Origin of the sequence: Burkholderia sola, from assembly GCF_905400185.1 — a bacterium.
Lineage (GTDB): Bacteria > Pseudomonadota > Gammaproteobacteria > Burkholderiales > Burkholderiaceae > Burkholderia > Burkholderia sola.
Genome location: NZ_FR989676.1, coordinates 1,481,403 through 1,502,582, shown reverse-complemented (window position 1 = coordinate 1,502,582; position 21,180 = coordinate 1,481,403). Strand labels below are relative to the sequence as shown.

The 21,180-nt window shown below is 71.5% G+C and carries 10 protein-coding genes; 1 reads left to right on the top strand and 9 read right to left on the bottom strand.

What is annotated here, in order from left to right:
* The first annotated feature begins 52 nt into the window (after nucleotides 1–52).
* Entirely contained in the window at nucleotides 53–1,294 is a 1,242-nt protein-coding gene (locus KR541_RS23215; RefSeq protein ID WP_216089815.1) for an MFS transporter, read from the top strand.
* A gap of 84 nt (nucleotides 1,295–1,378) precedes the next feature.
* Here KR541_RS23215 and KR541_RS23210 read toward each other — a convergent pair whose 3' ends face one another.
* The 9 genes from KR541_RS23210 to KR541_RS23170 all read right to left on the bottom strand — a co-directional run bounded on the left by KR541_RS23210 (nucleotide 1,379) and on the right by KR541_RS23170 (nucleotide 21,141).
* Nucleotides 1,379–2,626 carry a RhtX/FptX family siderophore transporter gene (locus KR541_RS23210; RefSeq protein WP_050012370.1) on the bottom strand — a complete coding sequence of 416 codons (1,248 nt, stop codon included), beginning with the start codon at nucleotides 2,624–2,626 and terminating at the stop codon, nucleotides 1,379–1,381.
* A 22-nt stretch (nucleotides 2,627–2,648) separates the two neighbouring features.
* A complete protein-coding gene (locus KR541_RS23205; RefSeq protein WP_050012369.1) occupies nucleotides 2,649–4,160 on the bottom strand; it encodes a PepSY-associated TM helix domain-containing protein in 1,512 nt (503 codons plus the stop codon).
* A gap of 1 nt (nucleotide 4,161) precedes the next feature.
* A complete protein-coding gene (locus tag KR541_RS23200; protein WP_124594972.1) occupies nucleotides 4,162–4,425 on the bottom strand; it encodes a hypothetical protein in 264 nt (87 codons plus the stop codon).
* Nucleotides 4,425–6,608: a TonB-dependent siderophore receptor gene (locus tag KR541_RS23195; protein ID WP_252996674.1), complete on the bottom strand. Its 2,184-nt coding sequence runs from the start codon at nucleotides 6,606–6,608 to the stop codon at nucleotides 4,425–4,427. Before KR541_RS23195 ends, KR541_RS23200 begins: the two co-directional genes overlap by 1 nt.
* 146 nt (nucleotides 6,609–6,754) lie before the next feature.
* Nucleotides 6,755–8,527, bottom strand: a complete 1,773-nt coding sequence (locus tag KR541_RS23190; RefSeq protein ID WP_089489605.1) for an ABC transporter ATP-binding protein — start codon at nucleotides 8,525–8,527, stop codon at nucleotides 6,755–6,757.
* A complete protein-coding gene (locus tag KR541_RS23185; RefSeq protein ID WP_216089813.1) occupies nucleotides 8,524–10,248 on the bottom strand; it encodes an ABC transporter ATP-binding protein in 1,725 nt (574 codons plus the stop codon). The genes KR541_RS23190 and KR541_RS23185 overlap by 4 nt, the downstream gene beginning before the upstream one ends.
* Nucleotides 10,245–11,297 carry a Gfo/Idh/MocA family oxidoreductase gene (locus KR541_RS23180; protein WP_216089812.1) on the bottom strand — a complete coding sequence of 351 codons (1,053 nt, stop codon included), beginning with the start codon at nucleotides 11,295–11,297 and terminating at the stop codon, nucleotides 10,245–10,247. Before KR541_RS23180 ends, KR541_RS23185 begins: the two co-directional genes overlap by 4 nt.
* A complete protein-coding gene (locus KR541_RS23175) occupies nucleotides 11,294–16,771 on the bottom strand; it encodes a non-ribosomal peptide synthetase (protein WP_216089811.1) in 5,478 nt (1,825 codons plus the stop codon). Before KR541_RS23175 ends, KR541_RS23180 begins: the two co-directional genes overlap by 4 nt.
* Nucleotides 16,768–21,141, bottom strand: coding sequence for a non-ribosomal peptide synthetase (locus KR541_RS23170; RefSeq protein WP_216089810.1), 4,374 nt, complete (start codon nucleotides 21,139–21,141; stop codon nucleotides 16,768–16,770). Before KR541_RS23170 ends, KR541_RS23175 begins: the two co-directional genes overlap by 4 nt.
* Nucleotides 21,142–21,180: the final 39 nt, after the last annotated feature.

The window sequence follows — 21,180 nt, the reverse complement described above, 5'->3', positions numbered from 1 at the left end:
TACATGACCGTGCGCAAGAATTCGTGTATTCCGTCGCACATCGAGTGCCCTCATGTCCTCCGCTTCGATTTCCCGCTCCATGCCCGGTACGCAACCGTCCGCGCCCGATGCGCTGCCGGCCGGCGTGTCCCCGCGCTCGGCCGCGTACAAGCGCATCGCGTTCGCGCTGTTCCTCGCCGGCTTTTCTACCTTCTCGCTGCTGTACTGCGTGCAGCCGCTGCTTCCCGCGTTCGCCCGCGAATTCAACGTCGGTGCGGCGTCGAGTTCGCTGTCGCTATCGCTGTCGACCGGGATGCTCGCGGTGTCGATCCTGTGCGCCGGCGCGCTATCCGAACGGGTCGGGCGGCGCGGGCTGATGTTCGTGTCGATGACGCTGGCCGCGCTGTTCAATCTGCTCGCCGCGCTGTCGCCGAACTGGCACCTGCTGCTCGTCTGCCGTGCGCTCGAAGGCTTCGCGCTGGGCGGCGTGCCGGCGGTGGCGATGGCCTATCTCGCGGAAGAAATCGCCGCGGACGGGCTCGGCTTCTCGATGGGGCTCTATGTCGGCGGCACCGCGTTCGGCGGCATGATCGGACGGATCGGGATGAGCGCGCTCGAGGAGCACTTCTCGTGGCGCACGGCGATGCTGTCGATCGGCGTCGTCGATCTGCTCGCGGCGCTCGCGTTCGTGATGCTGCTGCCGGCGTCGCGACGCTTCGTGAAGCGCACCGACCTGACGCTGCGTCACCACCTGCGGCTGTGGCACGCGCAATTGCGTCACGCACGCCTGCCGTTCGTGTTCGCGATCGGCTTCCTCGTGATGGGCGCGTTCGTGACGATCTACAACTACGCCGGGTTCCGGCTCATGGCGGCGCCGTTCGACCTGAGCCCGACCGCCTGCGGGCTGATCTTCGGGGCCTATCTGTTCGGGATGGTGTCGTCGTCGAGCGCCGGCGCGCTCGCCGATCGTCTCGGGCGGGCGCCGGTCCTCGTCAGCGGCATCGTCGTGTTCGCGGCGGGCCTCGCGCTGACGCTGTCGCACTCGCTCGTCGCGATCGTCGTCGGCATCGTGCTCGTGACGATCGGCTTCTTCGTCGCGCACTCGGTCGCGAGCGGCTGGGTCGGCGCGCTCGCGGGCGCCGCGAAAGGGCATGCGGCGTCGCTGTATCTGCTCGCCTACTATGTCGGGTCGAGCGTGCTCGGCTCGGTCGGCGGCACATTCTGGCAACGCGGCGCGTGGACGAGCGTCGCCGCGTATGTCGCGGTGCTGCTCGCCGTCGCATTGCTGGCCGCGCGGCGGTTGAGCCGTGCTTGAGCGGCGCGTGAACCGTGCATGATGCGACGCGGTTCGGCGCGACGCGCGGCCCGCACCACGCACCGCGCGCCGGCCGCGCAACCATCACGACACCAGCGCATCGTCCCCCTTCACCGCATACGCCGCCTCGCGCCGCCGCAGCGTCATCGCGATCAGCGCCGCCAGCACCGCGAGCGCGACGCCCGTGAGAAACCCGCCGGTATAACCCACCTTCGCGGTCAGCGACAGAATCGTCGACGACGCAATCAGCTCGCCGAGATCGCGCGTGCTCTGCACGGCCGTCACGTCGGTGCCGGCCTGATCGCTGCCGCCCGCGAAGCGCATGCCGGCCGTCATGATCGACACCGACGTGATGCCGGTCGCCAGCGAGCCGAGCACCGTGCACAGCCACGCCCACGACGGCGACACCGGCAGCCACCCGCTCGCCTGCGCGAACCACAGCAGCGCCGCCGCGCCCGCGCAGCTCACGCCGGCCGTAAACGCGCGCCACAGGCCGAGCGCCCTCACGAGCCACGCGCCGCCGCCGCACCCGAGCACGACCGTCACGACGCCGCCCGCCATCCCGAGCGTGCCGATCGCATCGAGCGACCAGCCCGCGTCGTTGAGGAACAGCTTCGACAGGCCGAAGCCCGATACGGCGGTCATCGCCGACAGCAGCGCGAGCGACAGCAGCGACCACGAACGCGGCCGCTTCGCGAAACGCACGAGGCTCGCCTCATGTTCGGGCCGGGCGCGCGCGCGATCCGCGTCGCGCGGCAACACCCCCAGCACGCAGACGAGGCTCGCGAGCGGCACGGCCGCCAGCGCAAGAAACGCGGTGGGCTGGCCGAACATGCCGATCAGCGTCAACGTGCCGGCGCCGCCGCCGAAGAAGCCGATCATCACGCCCGCGATCTGGATCGCGTTGATCTTCGCGAGCGTGTCGCCGCTGAAATGCTCGGCGGCCATCCCGTCGTTCGCGATGTCCTGCGTCGCGCTCGCGAGCGACGCGACGGCCAGCAGCCCGACCGCCCAGCTCGCCGTCGCGACCGTCATCCCGATCTGCGCGAGGCAGACGAGACACAGCACGACGATCGTCTGCATCGGCAGCATCCAGCTGCGCCGCCGGCCGATGCGGGGCGACCAGCGATTGTCGACGACGGGCGCCCACAGGAATTTCACGACCCACGGCAACCCGACGAGCGGCAGGAACGCGAGCGCATGAAGCGGCGCGCCGTCGTGGCGCAGCAGCGTCGGCATCGCGTCCATCGCGATGCCGATCGGGATGCCCTGTGACAGGTAAAGCAGCGTGATCGTGACGACCAGGCGGCGATGTTCGAACAGATCGCGCATCGAAGTCTCCAGTTGAATGAGGTTAAAAAGGTTCGGCGCAGGCCGGCACGCGCGCGGCCAGCATCGCGTCGCGCCGCGGACGGCGCGCTGCCCGCAGCAGCAACGCGCCGAAGGCGACGAGCGCCGCGTCGATCGGCCAGTACACGGGTCTGCCCGCGCCCAGCAGCGCGATCGCGCAATGGGTCGCGCCGGCCAGCGCGTACGCGACGCCGGCCGCACGCATCAGCACGCGCAGCCATGCCGCGCGATCGGCGACACAGGCGGCGAGCGCAATCGCGCCGCCCCACACGACCCAGAACAGCAGCGCGAGCGCATGGTCGACGTGCACGCCATCGGGCAACGCACGACCGGCGAACAGCAGCACGCCGCCCGCGAGCACGAGCCCGCCGCACACGCCGACCGCGGCGGCGGCCAGCAGGTCCGCCGCACGATCGCGCTGCGCGCGCCGCCGCTCGATCCACAGATGCAGCCCCGTCGCGCACAACGCACAGGCGGCGAGCCCCATCAGGAAATGCAGCACGCGCAGCACGCCGCCGGCCGCGCCAACCCAGCCGTATTGCGCGAAATGCAGCGGCTGCACCGCGATGAACGCGCGCAGCCAGAAGCCGCGGCCGCGCGACGTCGCATCGGCGAGCCATTGCCCGTCCGCCGCGCGATACAGGTGGCGTTCGAACACGGCCGTGCTCGGCAGGCCCGCGGTCGTGCCGGCAATCTCGACGCGCGCGTTCACGTCGCCCCAGCGCTGCAACGCGACGGCTTCGGGCCGGAAATCCGGCCTGCGCGCCGCATCGCGCCGCAGCAGTGCATCGAGATCGGGCGCATGCCGCCACGGACCGCCGGCCTCGACGGGCAGCGACCCGCCGAGCAGTTCGGCGAACGCACGCTGCGGTTGCCCCGGATACGCGACGCCCGCGAGCGCCACCGTGCCGAGCGCACCGAGCCCCGACAACGCGCCGGTGAACGCGAACAGCACGAGCCACGGCGTACCCCACAGGCCGATCCACGCGTGCAGGTCGAACAGCGCGATGCGCAAGCCGTGGCCGCGCCGGATGCGCGCTGCGTCGGGCCAGCGCTTGCGATGCACGACGACGCCCGCGACGATGAGCACGAGCAGCACGATGCCCCACAGGCTGACGAAGATGCGCCCGGGGAAGCCGGCGAACAACGTCTTGTGCAGCGTGACGATCGACGTCGCCCGCGCGGCATCGGGCAGCGGCGCGCCGGTCGCCGGATCGAGCGCGAGCGTGCAGGTCTGGCGCGCATCGCAGAAACGGATGGCCGGATCGTCCGGCCTCGGCAGCACGATGCGCGCATCGCGCAACGCGACCCCGAGCGACGCCGCACGCGCGACGAGCGCATCGAGCGGCAACGTCGGTCGCGCGACGGCGAGCGCCGGCGGCCGCCACCAGCCCTGCATCGAATCGAACGCGAGACTCCACGCGCCGCTGAACAGCACGACGAACAGCACCACGCCGAACAGCGCGCCGGCGCCGCGATGCAGCGCGCGCCAGCGCGAACGCGACGATGCGTCCATGTCAGCGCCCTCCCCACAACATCGCGCACGGCACGAGCACCGCGAGCCACGCACCCGCGCGCCAGGCGGCCTGCCGACGGCCAGGCGCGACGAGCACCCACAGCAACACGGCGACACTCGCCGCGAGCGTCAGCAGCACGGCCGCATAGAGCCGGTTCAGGCCGTCGGCCGGGTAATGACGGGCCAGCGTGATCGCGAGCGCGACCGCACCCGGCAGCACGCCGCCGATCGCGATCGCCGCTCGCGCACCCCAGCCGGACGCCATCAGAATTGGCCGCGCACGGTCAGCATCACGTTGCGCGGTTCCCCGTAACGGTTGTTCCAGCCCGGCTGGCCCAGGCTCAGGTAGTAATGGCGGTCGAACAGGTTGTTGACGTTGAGCGCGGCGCTCCAGTGCTTGTCGTAGCGGTAGCCGAGCCGCACGCTCGCGAGCGCGTAGCCGCCCTGAGTCATCGTGACGCCGTTCGCCTGCGCCGAGTAGCTGCTCTGCACCTGCACGCCGCCGCCGATGCTCCAGCGCCGCGCCTGCCACGGCAGGTCGTAGTTGGTCCACAGCCGGAACAGGTGGCGCGGGTTCAGCAGCGGCGCGAACGTGCCCGCGTTCGCGAGATTGTCCGCATAACGCATCGTGTCGTACGTGTAGCTCGCCCACACGCTCCACCACGGCGTGACGCGGCCGTTCGCCTCGAACTCGAAGCCCTGGCTGCGCACGCTGCCGCCGTTCACGTAGTAGCAGTTCGGCCCCGCGCACGGATGCGCGAGATCGACCTGCGGGTTGTTGTCGAGATCGATGCGAAACGCCGCGAGCGACACGTTCAGCTTGCCGCCCGCCAGTTCGCCCTTCACGCCGGTTTCATAGGTGCGCCCCTTCACCGGCGTCAGGATGCCGCCGCCCCACATCGACTTGGTCTGCGGCTGGAACACCTCCGCATAGCTCGCGTACCACGACCAGTCGCGCGCGAAATCCCAGATCAGCCCGCCGTACGGCGTGAACTGGTGGCCGGTGTTGTAGTGCGCGCCGAGGCTGTCCTGGTTCCACCAGCTCATCCGGCCGCCGAGCACGAGCGTCAGCGGCTCCGCAAGCTTGATGCGGCCGAGCCCGTATACGCCCTTCTGCGAAATGTCGTTCTGCTGCGACTGCTGGTACGGCCCGACGCCGGGCTCGGGCACGCTGCTCGGGTTCCAGCGGTACACGTTCACCGGCGTGCCGGCCACGTCGCCGAGCAGCGGCGCGGTCAGCTGTCCGCTGCTGCTGTTCGCGTAGGTGAGACCGAACAGCAGGTCGTGCGTGAGCCCGAACGCATGCACCGGACCCTGCACGTTCGCATCGACGCTGCGGCTGTAGCTGCTGAACTGATACGCGGCGCCGGTCAGTCGGCCGCCGGCGCCCGTCGCCGGATCGATCGCGCCGAACGAACCCGCGTACTTCAGGTCCGAGCGCACGCTCTGGTATTCGCCGCTGACCTTCGCCTTCCAGCCGGCGCCGAGCTTCTGCTCGACCGATGCGAACGCGCGCGTCGTATCCCAGTTGAAACGGCCCCACGCGGTGTCGAGGAACGTCGAGCGCGACAGGCCGAGGCTCGATCCGTCGCGCGCCATCGGCACGCCGGACATGTCGGGCACCGACGACGTCGTCTGGTACTGCGCGCCGAACGTGAGCAGCGTGTCGCGCGTCACGTCGACTTCCGTGACGCCGTAGATCGAACGCGTGTCCTGCTTCGCATGGTCGTAGAAGAAGTGGCGATCCTCGTACGCGGCGACGAGCCGGCTGCGCACCGTGCCGGCCGCATTGAGCGGGCCGCCGATGTCGGCTTCCGCGCGATAGCGGTCCCAGCTGCCCACGCTTGCGGTCGCATGCGCGGAGAACTGGTATTGCGGACGCTTGCGCACGAGGTTGACGGTCGCGGCCGGATTGCCCGAGCCGTGCAGCAGCCCGTTCGCACCGCGCAGGATTTCCACGCGTTCGTACACCGAGATGTCCTGCGGCGCGCTCGCCATGTCGCCGATCACGACCGGCACGCCGTCGAACTCGAACGAATCGACCTTGAAGCCGCGCACGAAGTACGCGGTGGTGAGCAGCACGTAAGGCTGCACGGTCACGCCGGCCGACTGCTGCATCACCTCGTCGAGCGAGAACAGGTTCTGCTGGTCGATCCGCTCGCGCGTCGTCACGCTGACCGACTGCGGAATCTCGCGCAGCGCGAGCGGCATCTTGCCGACCGTCGCCACCGACGGATCGTCGGCCACACCCCGCGACGCATTCACCGCAATCGCCTTCAACTCGCCTTCGGCAGGCTGCGCGGCGGCCGCCTCTTCCTTCCGGACTTCCGCGCCGCCCGCCCGCGCCGCATCGGCGAACGCCGCCGCCGGATGCGCGGCAATCAGCAGGCCGAGATACAGCGACGGACGCCAGCGCCCGAAACGGACGACGCGTGCGCCCCTCATCATCGATCTCTCTGGTTCTCGTACCGCGTACCGCATTCCCGCCCCCGTATTTGATAATCATTCTCATTATCAATTGGAATCGGCGGGCGAATTTTCGATCGACGGGCTTTTCCTATCGATTCCGGGCACGGCGGCCCGCATTGTTCACGTCAGTACTCGGATTCGGCCGGCCGGGTTTCCGCGTCCCGGCCGGCGGGCAACGCCCCGTCGGGCGGCCGCCCGGCGCGAGCGAACGTCGCGTACCACGCATCGGTCTCGATCAGATGGGCATGCGTGCCGGTCGCCCGCACACGGCCCGCATCGAGTACGACGATCGTGTCGGCGACCGCCGCGAGCGCCGGCTGGTGCGTGACGACGATGCGCGTGCGTTGCCCGCGCAGCGCGACGAGGGCATCGCGCACGCGCCGCGCGCTCAGCTCGTCGAGGCTCGCGGTCGGTTCGTCGAACATCAGCACCGGCGCCCGCGCCAGCAGCGCACGCGCCAGGCACGCCCGCTGGCGCTGCCCGCCCGACAGCAACTGGCCGCCCGGCCCCACGTCGGTGTCGAGGCCGTCCGGCAGGCGCTCGGCGTCGTGCAGCAGACCAACGGCATCCAGCGCGGCGCGCAATTCGGCATCGGTCGCGTCGGGTCGCCCCATCCGCACGTTCCACGCGAGGCTGCCGCGAAACAGCCCGTTGTCCTGGAACACGAGGTTGCGCGTCGCGGCAAGCGTCGCCTCGCTCAGGTGCCGCGCGTCGGCACGGCCGAGCAGCACGCGCCCCGCGCACGGATCGTCGAGTCGCGCGAGCAGGCCGAGCAGCGTGCTCTTGCCCGCCCCCGTGGGGCCGACGATCGCGACGAAGCCGCCCGCTGGGCAATGCAGGTCGATCCCGTCGAGCAGCGTCGCGCCGCTGGCCGATCGATAGCCGACGCGTACCGCGTCGACGCTCGCATCGTGTACCGGCGTGCCGCGCTCGGGGCTGTCGAAACGCGGCGCGTGCAGCACGGCGAGCACCGTGTCGAGCGCGCGCCAGCCGCCGCGCAACGCCTGGTCGAGCTGCGTGAGTTGCGCGAGCGGCTCGATGAAGCGCACGAGCAGCACGAGTACCGCCACGGCCGTCGCCGCGTCGAGCCGGCCAGCCGCGACCGTCCATGCGCCGCCGAGCAGCATCGCGACGAACACGCCCTGCACCGCGCCCGCGAACCCGAGCGCGATCGGCAGCGAGCGCCGCATCAGCGCCCGCGTGCGACGATGCTGTTCGTCGAACGCGCGCTGCAGCGCCGCGCGCGCATCGCCTTCGCGGCCCGCGAAGCGCAGCAACCCCTGATGCGCGGCGAAGGTCTGAAGCTGCACGGCCATGTCGCGATCGCCGGCGGCGCGCGCCTGTTCGAACGTGAGCGTGCGCGCACCGCCGCGCTCCAGCAGCGCGAACAGCAGCACGGCCGCCGCCGCGAGACACAACGCGATGCGCCAGTCGATCCATGCGAGCCCCGCGACCACCGCGAGCGGCGTGACGACCGCGCCGATCAACGGGCCGAGCAGGTGCGCGGGAATGCCCATCGCCTGCATCACCGGCCCGCGCAGCAACCCGGCCGGATGACTGTCGCGCACGGCCTGCCACGATGCGATGCGCGGCAGGTGTTGCACGAGGCGTTCGACGAGACCGACGGCCAGCGCACCGCCCGCGCGATAACCGCGAAGTTGCGCGACGTAAAGCACGAGCGCATGGCCCAGCGTCAGCGCGCCTAGCACGGCCGTCCAGTGCAGCGCGGCAGCCTGCGCGCCGGCGAACCAGGCGCGGATCAGCGGCACGAGCAGCAGCCCGCACGCGCCGTCAAGCAACGCGGCGGCCACGGCCCAACTCACGCCGCGCCATAGCGCGCGGCGCGTGTCGCGCGGCAGGCACTGCAAACGTTTGAGTTTGAGCGATTGCGTCATCATGCGGCCTCCCCGCCTGCTGCGTCGCGTTCGCGCCAGAGCCGCGCATACAGCCCGTGCGCGGCCAGCAGCGCCGCATGCGTGCCGCGCTCGACGATGCGGCCGCGTGCCATCACGAGAATCTGGTCCGCATGCCGGATCGCGTCGAGATCGTGACTGACGATCACGCGCGTTCGCATGTCGGCGCGCAATGCGTTGCGCAATGCGCGCCCGGTTTGCGGATCGAGCGCCGACGCCGGTTCGTCGAGCAGCAGCACCGGCGCGCGCGACAGCAGCGCACGTGCAATCGACAGCCGCTGCAGTTCGCCGCCGGACAGCCGCACGTCGCGACCGCACACGCAGTCGTAGCCGCCCGGCAATGCGTCGATGCGTGCGTCGAGACAGGCCGCGCGCGCGGCGGCGCAAATCGCGTCGCGATCGGCATCGGGGCGGTACAGCGCGATGTTCGCGGCAATCGACACATCGTCGAGCGCGGTCGCCTGCTGGAACACCATCGCGATCTGTTCGCGGCGCGTTGCCGACGCGAGCAGCCGCAGATCGGCGCCGCCGAGCCGCACCGTGCCGCGATCCGGATCCATGAAGCGCGCGAGCAGCATCAGCAGCGTGCTCTTGCCCGCGCCCGACGGCCCGACGATCGCGGTGGTCGTGCCGGCCGCGATCGTCGCGTCGATGTCGCGCAGGATCGGCTCGCCGTCGATGTCGACCTGCACGCCGCGCAGTTCGATCGATGCATCGCGCGGCGCCTGTGCCGCGCCGTCGACGGGTTCCTGCAAGCCCGGCTGCGCGAGCAACGCATCGAGCCGCGCGGCGGCCGCGCGTGCCTCGCGCAACGCATCGGCGCCGTGACCGAGCGCGCGCACCGGCGCCGCGACCGCCCAGATCAGCAGCGCGAACGCGCACAGCGTGCCGACCGGCAACTGCCCGGCCGTCAGCCACGTCGCGCCGGACACGACCCACGCGAGCAGGAACGGCGTGCCGAGCAGCACCTGCGTGCAGGCGCCGAGGCCGCCGATGCGGCCGACCCACGCCGAGAACGCGTGCGAGAAATTCCCGGCCGACGCCAGCGCGGCCGCCTCGATGCCGGCGCCCGGATATTGCCGCACGAGCGCCGGATTCTGCGCGAGCTGCGCGTAGTCGCCCATCAGCCGTTCGAGCGCCGCGTTGCGCGCCGCGAAGCCCGGCGCGAATCGGGCCGACCGCATCCAGCGGAACAGCGCCGCACCGGCGACGAGCGGCACGAGCGCGAACGCGAGCAGCGCCGGATTCAGGTAAAGCAGGCACGCGAGCGCCGCGCACGGCACCACGACGAGCTGCGTGAGATCGGCCGGTGCATGCGCGACGAGCTGGTGCAGCGCGCGCACGTCCTGGTCGACATGGCGCGCGACGCGGTCGCTGCCCGCGCGCGCGAACCAGCCGAGCGGCAAACGCTGCAGATGATCGGCGAGGCGCTTGCGCAAGCGGTCGCCGAGATCGGCGTCGACGCGGTGCGTCAGGTGCAGCGCGACCGTCTGGCCGCCCAGCCAGCACGCGCCGGCCGCCGCGGCCGCGACGAGCCAGCCGCGCGCCGCCGCGTCGAGCTGCGCCGTCGCGCGCCATGCGTCGGCGAGATGCGCGAGCGCAAGCCAGGGCACGAGCGACGCGACGCCGGCCAACGCCTGCAACGCCACCGCCGTGACGAGCGGCACCGCGAACGGCCGCAACATTGCAAACAACGCCCCCTTCATGCGGCACGCTCCAGCAGCATGCCGAGCGTCGCGGCGCGCGCATCGCCCGGCGGCTGCTCCGGAAAACCGAGCTGCGCGGTCAACTGCTGCCAGACGCGCGCCACGTCGATGCTGCGCTGGTTGCACGCGTGCAGCCCGTCGCCGGCCACGATCCGGTCGACCGCGCGCACGGCCGCCTGCGGCCAGCAGCGCGCATGAATGTCGCCCCACGTGTCCTGTGCGTCGTCGCAGATCTGGATGCTCGGCATGGCATCGCCGGCCGGCTCGCCGAAAATCGGGAACAGGCCGTTTTCATCCATCGCCGGCTCGCGCAGCGCGGGCGCCCACCACAGCGGGCCGTGCGGCGACGCGAGCGTCCACGTGCCGGCGTCGGTCGTCAGCGTGATGCCGAACAGCAGGCTCATCCGGCCGTCGTCGGCCGCCGCCATCTCGTTGTGCACGCGCAGCGACACCGGCGTTTCGGCGAGCACCATCGCGCATTCGCGCATCGACGACAGCGCCGGCCCGATCGGTTCGACCGACCACGGCCCGACGCCCTGCAACGCGGCCGCGAGCACGTCGAGCGCCGCGTAGCTCGCCTGCACCGAACACACGACATCCGCATGCACCGGCGCGCTCGTCTCGCGCAGCCGTCGCGCGACCGCGATGAAGCGCGCGACGACCGGCAGGTTCGGATAGAAGCTGTTGAGCAGGCAGCGGCGCCCCTCGCGCGACGCGGTGCGCAACACGCTGTCCCATTCGTCGGGCAGCAGCGGATGCTCGATCACGACGTCGATCCCGCGTTCGAGCAGCCGGCACGCGAGCGCTGCGCCCTGCTCGCCACGCGCCGCGCCGCCGACGGCGACGCAGGCGACGCGTACGTCGTCCGGCAACGCGTCGACGCAATCGAACACCGGCGCGCCGACGCGCGCGGCCAACGCCGCCGTGCGCGTGCTGCCCTGCCCGAGGATGCCGGCGACGCGATACGAACCGGACGCCGCGAGGCCCGCCGCATAGAACTGACCGAAACGGGAGCCGGCCACGACGACCGGCAGCGGATGGACCTTCATCGTGCCTCCTTCAGGCGGGTATCGACGAACGCGGCGTTCAGGCAGTCGAAATGACCGCCGGGGATATCGACGGCGGTGATGCCGCCGAGCGCCTGCGCCGTCCAGTAGTCGGTGAGCGCCGCGCGCTGCTGCGGAATCAGCGGGTTGCAGCGCTCCGGCACGAACAGCCGCAACGCGCCCGCATACGGCGCATCGCCGGCCCAATGGCACGCCTGCACCGAATGCATGAAGAGCCGGTAGAGCCGCTCGCGCTCGTCGAGCAGCGGATGTGCGAGCGCGTCCTGCATCGACAGGCCGGCCCCCGCGCGCAACACACGGTCGCGCAGCACGTCGAGCGGCTCGCAGCGATCGCCGAAGATTTCGAGCTGCGCCTGCAAGCTGCCGGGCGCGAGCCGCGCGGGGGCCGCCTTCAACGCGTCGGCGAGCGCGTCGGCCAGCACGTACGTCTCCGGAAAACCGAGCGCGTCGAGCGGCAGTCCGAGCGTCGCCGCGAAGTTGAACAGCACGAGCCGTTCGTCCTCGATCAGGTAAGGAATCCGGTAGCTCGACACGATGTCGAGCGTGCGCACCGCGACGCCGAGCTGCACCAGCGACTTCGCCATTTCCAGCGCGACCAGCCCGCCCGAGCAATAGCCGAGCACGTCGACCTCGCGCGCGCCGCTGCGCCACAGCGCCTCCGCATAACGCCGGCCGAGCGTCGCGTTCAGGTGCCGCGCCGGCAGGTCGAGATAGTCCTGCGCGTCGCGCACCGCGAAGCCGAGCACCGGGCCGAGCCGCGCGAGCGCGGGAAGCACCGGACGATACGCATGCACGGTGCCGAGCCCTTCGTGCACGATCACGCGCGGCACGCCGTCGCCCGGCGCGAGCGGAATCGGCCGCACGCCGGCGCGCACGCGCGGCGCCGGCGCGTGGACGACCGTCGATGCACGCGGTGTGCGCAACGCGGCCGGCGCGGCCGTCGGCGGCGCGCTCGCCGGCTGTTCGCCTGCGTCGCGCAGGCATTGCGCGAACGCGGCCGGCGTCGGCTGCGCGAGCACCCAGCGCAGCAGCCGGTCGAACGGATGCGCATGTGCGAGCGGTTCCTCGCCGCGCAGCCGCGACACGAGCTGCGCGATCAACAGCGAATCGCCGCCCGCGGCGAAGAAGTCCTGATCCGGCGAGACGTCGCGCGTATCGAGCACGGTTTCCCACAAGCCGATCAGTCGCGCCAGCAGCGGATCGGCGGCCGGCGTCGCCACCGGTCGGACCACCGGCGGCGCCGGCTCGCGGATATCGGCGATGCCAGCCAGCATACGGCGGTCGATCTTGCCGTTCGCGGTCACCGGCAAACGTTCGAGCACGCGCAGTTGCGACGGCATCATGTAGCCCGGCACGCGCTCGGCGACGAACGCCAGCAGCGCATCCGGCGCGATGCGCGCCGCGCCGCGCTTCACGTGGGCCAGCAGGATGTCGTAGCCGAGCGCGGCGAGCGGCGTGTCGGGCGCGACGCACCCGAGCGCGCGATCGCCCGCTTCCGCCTGCAGCCAGTCGAGCCACTGCGCGTGCGGCACGAACAACCGTGCCGATGCGGCCCGCGCGTCGTCCGGCGTCTCCATCATCAGCGCCTGACTGATGCTGATTTCCGGATGCTCGGCCGTCAGCTCCTGGATCACCCACCACGCATCGGCGGCCGATAGCGCGCGCAATCCGGCGATCAGCGCGACCGTATCGCGCGCATTGTTCAGCGCGCCGGAGCTGATCGTCAGGTCGACCGAATGCGGCGCAATGCCCTGCGCGTCGCAGCGCGCGTTCATGTCGAAGCGCACGAAGCGCATCCACGGATACGCGGCGAAACGCTCGCGCGCGGCCGCGAGGAAGTAGCTCGACACGTCGCTGAACAGGTAATCGATGCGCGTCCCGGCTTCGACCAGCGGCGCGAGCGCGTCGACGATCGCCCGCGTCGCGGCGGCCGTGCCCGCACCGATCTCGAGGATGCGCCACGCGCGCTGCGGCTCGCGCTCGATCACCGCGCGCACGGCCTGCGCCATCCCGCGATGCAGCGCGCGGGCATGTTCGCCGTCGCTGTACATCGCTTCGGCGATATGCGGAGCACCTTCCGGGAACATCAGGCCGGCCGGCGATACGCTGCCGTCGATCTGCGCGTCGAGACATCCGGCGCTATCGCGGAAGTAGTCGACGAGCACGGCCGGCCACAGCTCGGGCGACGCGTGTTGCGCGAATGCGTCCCAGCAGGCAAGCGCGTCGACGATGTGCGCGTCAGGCCGCATGCGCCAACCGTCTTCGGCGTCCGCATCCAGGACGCGATGCGCGACCAGCATCGCGAGCCAGTGGCGCAGCAGATACCGTCGCGCCGCCGGCACGCGCAGCCGCTCGCACAGCGTCGCGAAACCGGTCGAGCCGTCCGTCGTCAAGCCGCCGGCCGGCACGATCCACGCGGCGAGCGACGCCACGCATGCCGTTTCGAGCTGCGCGACCGAACGCGACACGTCCGCCTGCGTGGGCCAATGCGCGGCGTCGAATGCCGCACGCACCTGCGTCGCTACGTCATGCAGCGCATCGTCCTGCGCCGACGGCGGCGCTTCCGCGCCCTGCAGCGACACGAAGCTCGCGAGCCGGCGCTCCGCGCCGTCGCCCAGCACGATCGTCGCGGCCGCGCCGACGAGCGGATGCGCGGTCAGCGCCGCGTCGATCTCGGCCAGTTCGATCCGGTAGCCGCGGATCTTCACCTGATCGTCCTGCCGCCCGAGGAATTCGAGCGAGCCGTCGGCGCGCACGCGCCCGAGATCGCCGGTGCGATAAAGCCTGCGCCCGTCCGGATGACGGATGAAGCGTTCGGCCGTCCGCACGGGATCGTTCGCATAGCCCGTTGCGAGCCCGACGCCGCCGATATGGATCTCGCCGCGCACGCCGGGCGGGCACGGCCGACCGAGTGCGTCGAGCACCTCCATCGTCTGCCCTGTCAGCGCGCGGCCGTACGGAATGCTCGCGAGCTGCGTGTCTTCGGGGCAGATCGGATGCTCGATCGACCAGATCGACGCTTCGGTCGCGCCGCCCAGGCTGAACAGCGCGCTGTCGGGCCAGCGGCGCCACCAGCGGGCCGGCAGCGTCACCGGAATCCAGTCGCCCGACCACAGCACGCGGCGCGGGCCCGGCACGTCGAGCGCCGGTTCGCCTTCGAGGTAGTCGATCAGCATTTGCCCCTGCGCGGGCACCGAGTTCCATAGCGTCACGCGATGGCGCGCCATCAGTTCGGCCCAGTGCGACGGATCGTTGCCGCGCGCCGGATCGGGCAGCACGATGCATGCGCCGCGCGCGGTTGCACCGAAGCAGTCGTAGACGGACAGGTCGAAGCTCAGTTCGGCCAGGCCCAGCACCACGTCGCCCGGGCCGACCGCATGCCGCGCGCTGATGTCGGCGAGCGTGTTGCACACCGCCGCGTGGCTCAGCATCACGCCCTTCGGCTCGCCGGTGGAACCCGACGTGTAGATCACGTAGGCCAACGCATCGCGGGCGACGTCGCACGCGGCGCGCGGCGGCCATTGCGGATCGATCGGCAACGCATCGATATCGATGCGCATGCAACCATCGTGTTCGAATGCGAGCGCCTGCACGCTGACGACCGCACGTACCCGCGCATTGCGCAGAATGGCCTGCTGCCGCAGCGCCGGCTGGCGGCTGTCGACCGGCACGTACGCGGCGCCCGTCTGAACGATCGCGAGCACGGCCGCGAGCTGGTGCGCGCACTTCGGCATCAGCACCGCGACGGTGTCGCCCACGCCGACGCCTGCGTGCTCCAGCGCCGTACGCAGCGCCGCCGCGTGTTGCGCGACGTCGCGATACGTGCGCGCCCCCTGTGCGTCGATCACGACCGGCGCATCGGGCGTGCGCAACGCCTGCGCGGCGAAACCGGCCGCGATATGCGTATCCGCATCCGGATGCACGTCGGCGACCGGCGCAGCGGACGGCAGCACGATGTCGCCCGCACGCGACCACCATGCGGCATCGTCGGCCAGCCGGCCCAGCAGCGCGACATACGCATCGAACATCGCGGCCGGCATGCCGTCCGGAAACAGGTCGTCGCGTACGTCCCAGCCGATTTCCAGCCCGCCGAACTGGTCGGTCACCTGGCAGTCGAGCCATACCTGCGGCGTCTGGCTGATCATGTAGCGCGGCGGTTCGGCGCGAGTCGCCTGCTCGCCGAGCAGGCGCCCGACGCTGCCGATCCCGCTCGTGAACACCACCGGCATCAGCGCCGCCTCCTTGCCGCGCCGCCGCGCGAGTTCGCGCATCACGTCGACGCCGGTGAACGCGCGATGGTCGAGATCGTCGAACATCCGCGCGCCGATCGTGCGGGCGCGCTCGACGAAATCGCGCCCGTGCGTCGCATCGACGGCGAGCAGACTCAGTGCGGTGAAATCGCCGAGCACCGCATCGATGCGCGGATGCACGGGCGGACGGTTCAGCACCGTCAGGTTCAGGCAGAACGCCGGCGCCTGGCTCCAGCGGCCGACGATCTCGGCGAACGCGGCCAGCGCGACGCTCGCCGCGCTCAGCCCGAAACGGCTCGCATGGCCGCTCAGCGCGGCCCATTGCGTGCGATCGAGCCGCGCATGCCGATGCGTGAAGCGCGGCGGCGCGCCGGTGTGCAGCACGGGCACGACCGGCAAATCGGGCCGCGCGGGCAGCGCGTCGATGCGAGCGAGCCACCACGCCTTGTCGCGCGCATGGTCGGCCCGCGTGCCGGCCTGTGCTTCATGCATCACATAGTCGCGAAACGTCGCGTCGAGCGGCGCGGGCCGCCATTGCGGATCGTCGTAACGACGCCGCCATTCGGCGAGCAGCAATTGCAGGCTCGCGTAGTCGATCAGCGTGAAATCCACGGACAGGTGCAGCACCGCGACGTCCGGCCCGACGCTCACTTCCGGCTGCAGCACCGGCCAGCGGTCGAGTGCATGCACCGCATGATCGAGGCGCTCGCGCACGCGGTTCAGGTGTGCGTCGAATGCGTTCGCGTCGGCGTCGCGCAGGTCGTGCACGGTGAGCGGCTGCCACGGCACGTCGGGCAGCACGCGCTGCCATGCGTTGTCCTCGACGATCGCGCGCAGCATCGGATGGCGCGCGACGCATGCATTCCAAGCGGCTTCGAAGCGCACGCAGTCGAGATCCTTCGGTTCGTCGTATTCGACGTATAGATGGCATGCGCTGCCGCCGAACTCGAACGATGCGTGGCGGCCCAGCACATACGCGGCCTGCACCGGCGTCAGGGCGAACCGTTCGTACTGGCGCGCCGGATCGCTGCGCCATGCGCCGTCCTGAAGGAAGCGGACGAACGCGTCGCGTTCGGCCTTGATGCGCGCGGCGAGATCCGCATCGAGCGCGCCGGCCGGTGCGCGATAGCGCAACTGGCCGCCGTCGTCGCACCATAGTTCGATCTGCCGTTCGCGGCAGAGATCGAGCACGTCGTCGAAGCTCACAGCACGCCCTCCTCGATCGTCGCGACCGATGCGTCGCTGTCGGCGGGCACCGCCGACGTCAGTTCGTCGAGCTGCGCCGCGAGACCGGCCAGCGTCGGCTGCCGGTAGAACGCGGCCATCCCGATCCGCACGCCGAGCCGCTCGCGCAGTTGCGCAAGCAGGCGCGTCGCGAGCAGGCTGTCGCCGCCGAGCGCGAAGAACGTCGCGTCGCGCGCGTTCGCCGCGCGGCCGAGCGCCTGTTCCCAGCAGGCCAGCAATATCGCGTGCCGTTCGTCGGTCGGCACGAACGCGTCGTGCGCGGCCGGTGCGTCGCCGAGTGCGCGCGCGAGCGCATCCCCGACTGCGCGGCGGTCGATCTTGCCGTTCGCGTTGAGCGGCCAGCGAGGCACGCACCACAGCGCATCGGGGCGCATCGCGTCGGGCAACCGGTCGCGCAGCCAGTCGGCCAGGGCCGCCGGTGCGATCGGCTCGCCGACCCGGCGCGCCGCGATGCAGACGAACGCCGCCGAGCGCCAGCTCCGCGCATCGAGCGCGAAACCGCAGGCGTGGGCGGCTGCCGCGAGCGCATCGCCGGCGAACGGCCGCGGCGGCGACGCATCGCCCGCGACGCTCGCGACGAGTTCGCGCAGCGGCGAATCGCGCAGCACGTCGGCGAGCAGCAGGCGGCCGTCGGGCGCAAGCAGCGCAGCCGCGATCCGGAACGTGTCGCGCGGATCGTCGCGCAGATGCGCGGCCGCGAAACTGATCACGCAATCGAATGCGCCGAGATGGCGTGCGGGCAGCAAGCCGTCCTGCATCGGCTGAAGCGCCGGCATCGTTCGGGCGAAGCGGGCCCGGGCGGTGTGCAGCAGGCCCGGCGACACGTCGAACAGCGTCACGTCGAAGCGTGGATCGTCAAGCACGCCGAGCCCGGCATCGAGCGGCTGCCCAGCGCGGACGTCGAGCACCGCGACGCGCAATGCGCGTTCGTTTGCCGCGGCCTGTGCGTCCAGCGCGCCCGCAAATTCGTGCAGTGCGCGCGCGCCGTCGGGCAAACGCGTCGCGAACGCGAGCGGCGCCACGCACGGGTCCAGCGGCACGCGCTGCGCGGCGGTGTCGGGCTCGGCGGCGAGCGCGCGCAGCGCTGCCGTCAGGTCGTCGAGATCGGGGGCCTGCCAGTCGAGTCGATCGAGCGCATCGTCGATGGCAATCGATGCGTCGCCCTTCGCGCGCCAGTGCGCACGCAGCGACGGCGGCAAGCCCGCGTCGCCGTCGCGCAACCGGCCGGCAACGGCATGCGCGACGGCCGCTTCCGCCGGCATCGTGTCGGCCGTGCCGGCTTCCGCGAGCGACGACGGCGCGGGGTCCGATGCTGCGCAATCGGCCGGCACGAACGCCGCGACGATGCGCGCGGCCTCGCCGTGGACGACGCTCGCGCACGCGCCGTCGATCCGCGGATGCGCGGCCAGCGCCGCCTCGATCTCGCCGAGTTCGATCCGGTGCCCGCGCACCTTCACTTGCCGATCCTCGCGCCCGAGGAATTCGAGCGTCCCGTCCGGCCAGTAGCGGCCGCGGTCACCGGTGCGATACCAGCGGCCCGACGCGTGCTGCACGAAACGCTGCGCGGTCAGCTCGGGATCGTTCCGGTAGCCGCGCGCAAGACTGTCGCCGCCGATCAGCAATTCGCCCGGCACGTAATCGGGCGCATCGCGCCCGTCGGCATCGACGACGCGATACGCCTGCCCCGGCAACGGCCGCCCATACGGAATCGAACGCCAGTGCGGCGGCACGTCGCGCACCGTCTGCACGTTCGACCAGATGCCGGCCTCGGTCGCGCCGCCGAGCGCGTGGAACGCACACGCGTCGCCGCAGCGCTCGCGCAGGCGCGCCGGCAGGTCGAGCGCGATCCAGTCGCCGGACAGCAGCGCCGCGCGCACGCTGCGGCACGCGTCGCGCGGCGCCGGCACGGCGAGCGCCATTTCCAGCAGCGCGGGCGCCGAGTTCCACAGCGTCACGCGGTGCTGCGCGATCAGGTCGATCCAGCGCGCCGCATCGCGCGCTTCGTCCTGCGTCGGCAGCACGAGTTCCGCGCCGGCGCCCAGCGCGCCGAACAGGTCGTACACCGACAGATCGAAATCGAGCGCCGACACCGCGAGCAGCCGATCGTCCGCGCGCACGCCGAGCAGCGCATCGATCGCGTCGATCGTGTTGAGCGCCGCCGCGTGCGTCATCTCGACACCCTTCGGCACGCCCGTCGACCCGGACGTGTAGATCACGTAGGCCGTCGCCTGCGGCGCGACTGCAAGCGGCGCGGCCAGCGGCGCATGTCGCAGCAGCGCGGCGACGCCGACGTGCGGCAGCGGCCCGTCCGCGCACGCGGTGTCGCCGATCACGGCCTTCACGCCCGCCGCACGCTCGATCAACGCCTTGCGCGCGACCGGCTGCGCGATGTCGAGCGGCACGTAGCACGCGCCGGCCGCCAGCACGCCGAACACGGCCGCGACCTGCGCGGGCCCGCGCGGCAGGCTGATCTCGACCGCATCGCCGTGGCCGATCCCGGCCACCTGCAACCCGCCCGCGATCGCGAGCGCCTGCGCGGCCAGTTCGCCGCGCGTCATCGTGCGGTCGCCGCATCGCACTGCGACGGCAGCCGGCTCGCGTGCGGCCAGCGCGAAGAAATCGTGATGCAGCGTGCGCACGCGGCCAGGGGCCGGCAACGCGTTGAGCGCATCGCGCACGCGCCGCTGCGCGGACGGCAGCCCGACCGCGATCGGCAGCCGCCAGTCGCGATCGCACAGCGCCTGCACGAACGCCACATACGCGCCGAACATCGCGTCGATCATCCCGTCCGGGAACAGGCCGTCGACGCTGTCCCACGCGAGCAGCGCGCCGCCCGGCACGCGATAGAGCTGATGGTCGAGCCACACCTGCGGCGTCTGCGAAATCATGTCGTGCAGATCGCCGAACACCCGCGCGAACGCATCGGGCACGAACGATTCGTCGCCGAGATTGCACGAAAACACGATCGGCGCCGCGCGCGGCGTGCCGTGCCGACGCGCATCGCGCAGCACGTCGAGCGCCGGATACGCGGCGTGCGCGATCGCACCGTGCAGCCGCTGCTGGAACGCGCGCACCGCGTCGGCCGTGCTCGCATCGGCGTGCACGTCGCATTCGACGAGCAACAGCGTCGTGAAATCGGCGATCACGCGGCCCAGATCGGGCGCATCGCCGTGCCGGTCGAACAGCGGCACGTTGAGCAGGAATGCGTGCCGGCCGCTCCAGCGCGCGAGCACGGCCGCGAACGCCGCGCCGAACACCGACGACAGCGTGACGCCATGCTGCGCGGCGCGCGCCTGCAGACGCGCGAGCTCGTCCGTGCTCAGCGTATGCGAGACGCGGCTGAAACGCGGCGCGCGAATCGTGTCCGGCGCACGGGCGAGCGGCAGCGCCGGCCCTTCCGGCAGCGTCGCGAGCCGCGCGTGCCATGCGTCGCGCGCCGCGGCCCGCGCATCGCGCGTTTCGGCCGCGCGACGCGCGAGCCAGGCCGGGAACCACGTCGACGGCGCAGCGGGCAGCGCCGACGGCTCGGCATACGCGACGCCGATCTCGTGCATCAGCAGCCGCACGCTGTCGACATCGGCCGCGAGCAGGTCGACGCTGAGCCACACGCGATCCTCGCCGCCGGGCATCTGCACGAGCCCGATCATGAACACTTGCGCGTGCTCGACGTCCAGACATTCGTGCGAGCGGAACGCGCGCAGCGACGCCCATTCGGTTTCCGCATCGGCCGCCGTCCGGTCGCGCCAGTCGGCGTGCGCGAACACCGGTGCGTCCGACTCGGCGAGGATCTGCTGGCGGCCGCCGTCGAAACGCGCGCGCAGCATCGGATGACGCTCGCGCACGCGCCGGCACGCGATGTCGAGACGAACGGGATCGATCGCGCGGCTGCGGAATTCGAGGAACGCGTGGCAGCTCACGTTGCCGAGCACCTCGCCGTCGCCGCGGCCGAGCCAGTACGCCTGCTGCACCGCGGACAACTCGAACGGCGCATGCACGTCGACTGCTTCGGAAGCAGCGGCGGCTTCCGCCCGCGCGATACGCGGCGCGTTCGTAAGCAACGCAGTCCACGCACCGAGCGTCGGCGTGCGTGCGAGCGCGTCGAACGTCAGCGCGTGGCCGAGCCGGTTCACGCGCGTTTGCAGATACATCAGCCGGATCGAATCGAGGCCGCAACTCAGCAGGTCCTCGTCGTCGTCGAGCGACGCGATCTCGTCGACGGATTCGTCGAGCAGCTCGGCGATCAGTGCGACGAGCCGTGCGCGAAAGTCAGGGGGAGCACAACAGGAAGGATCGGAATGGTCGGTAATGGAATCGACAACGGTCTGGCTCATGGGCACGCCTTGTATGGGTCGTTCGACGGCGGGTCCGCG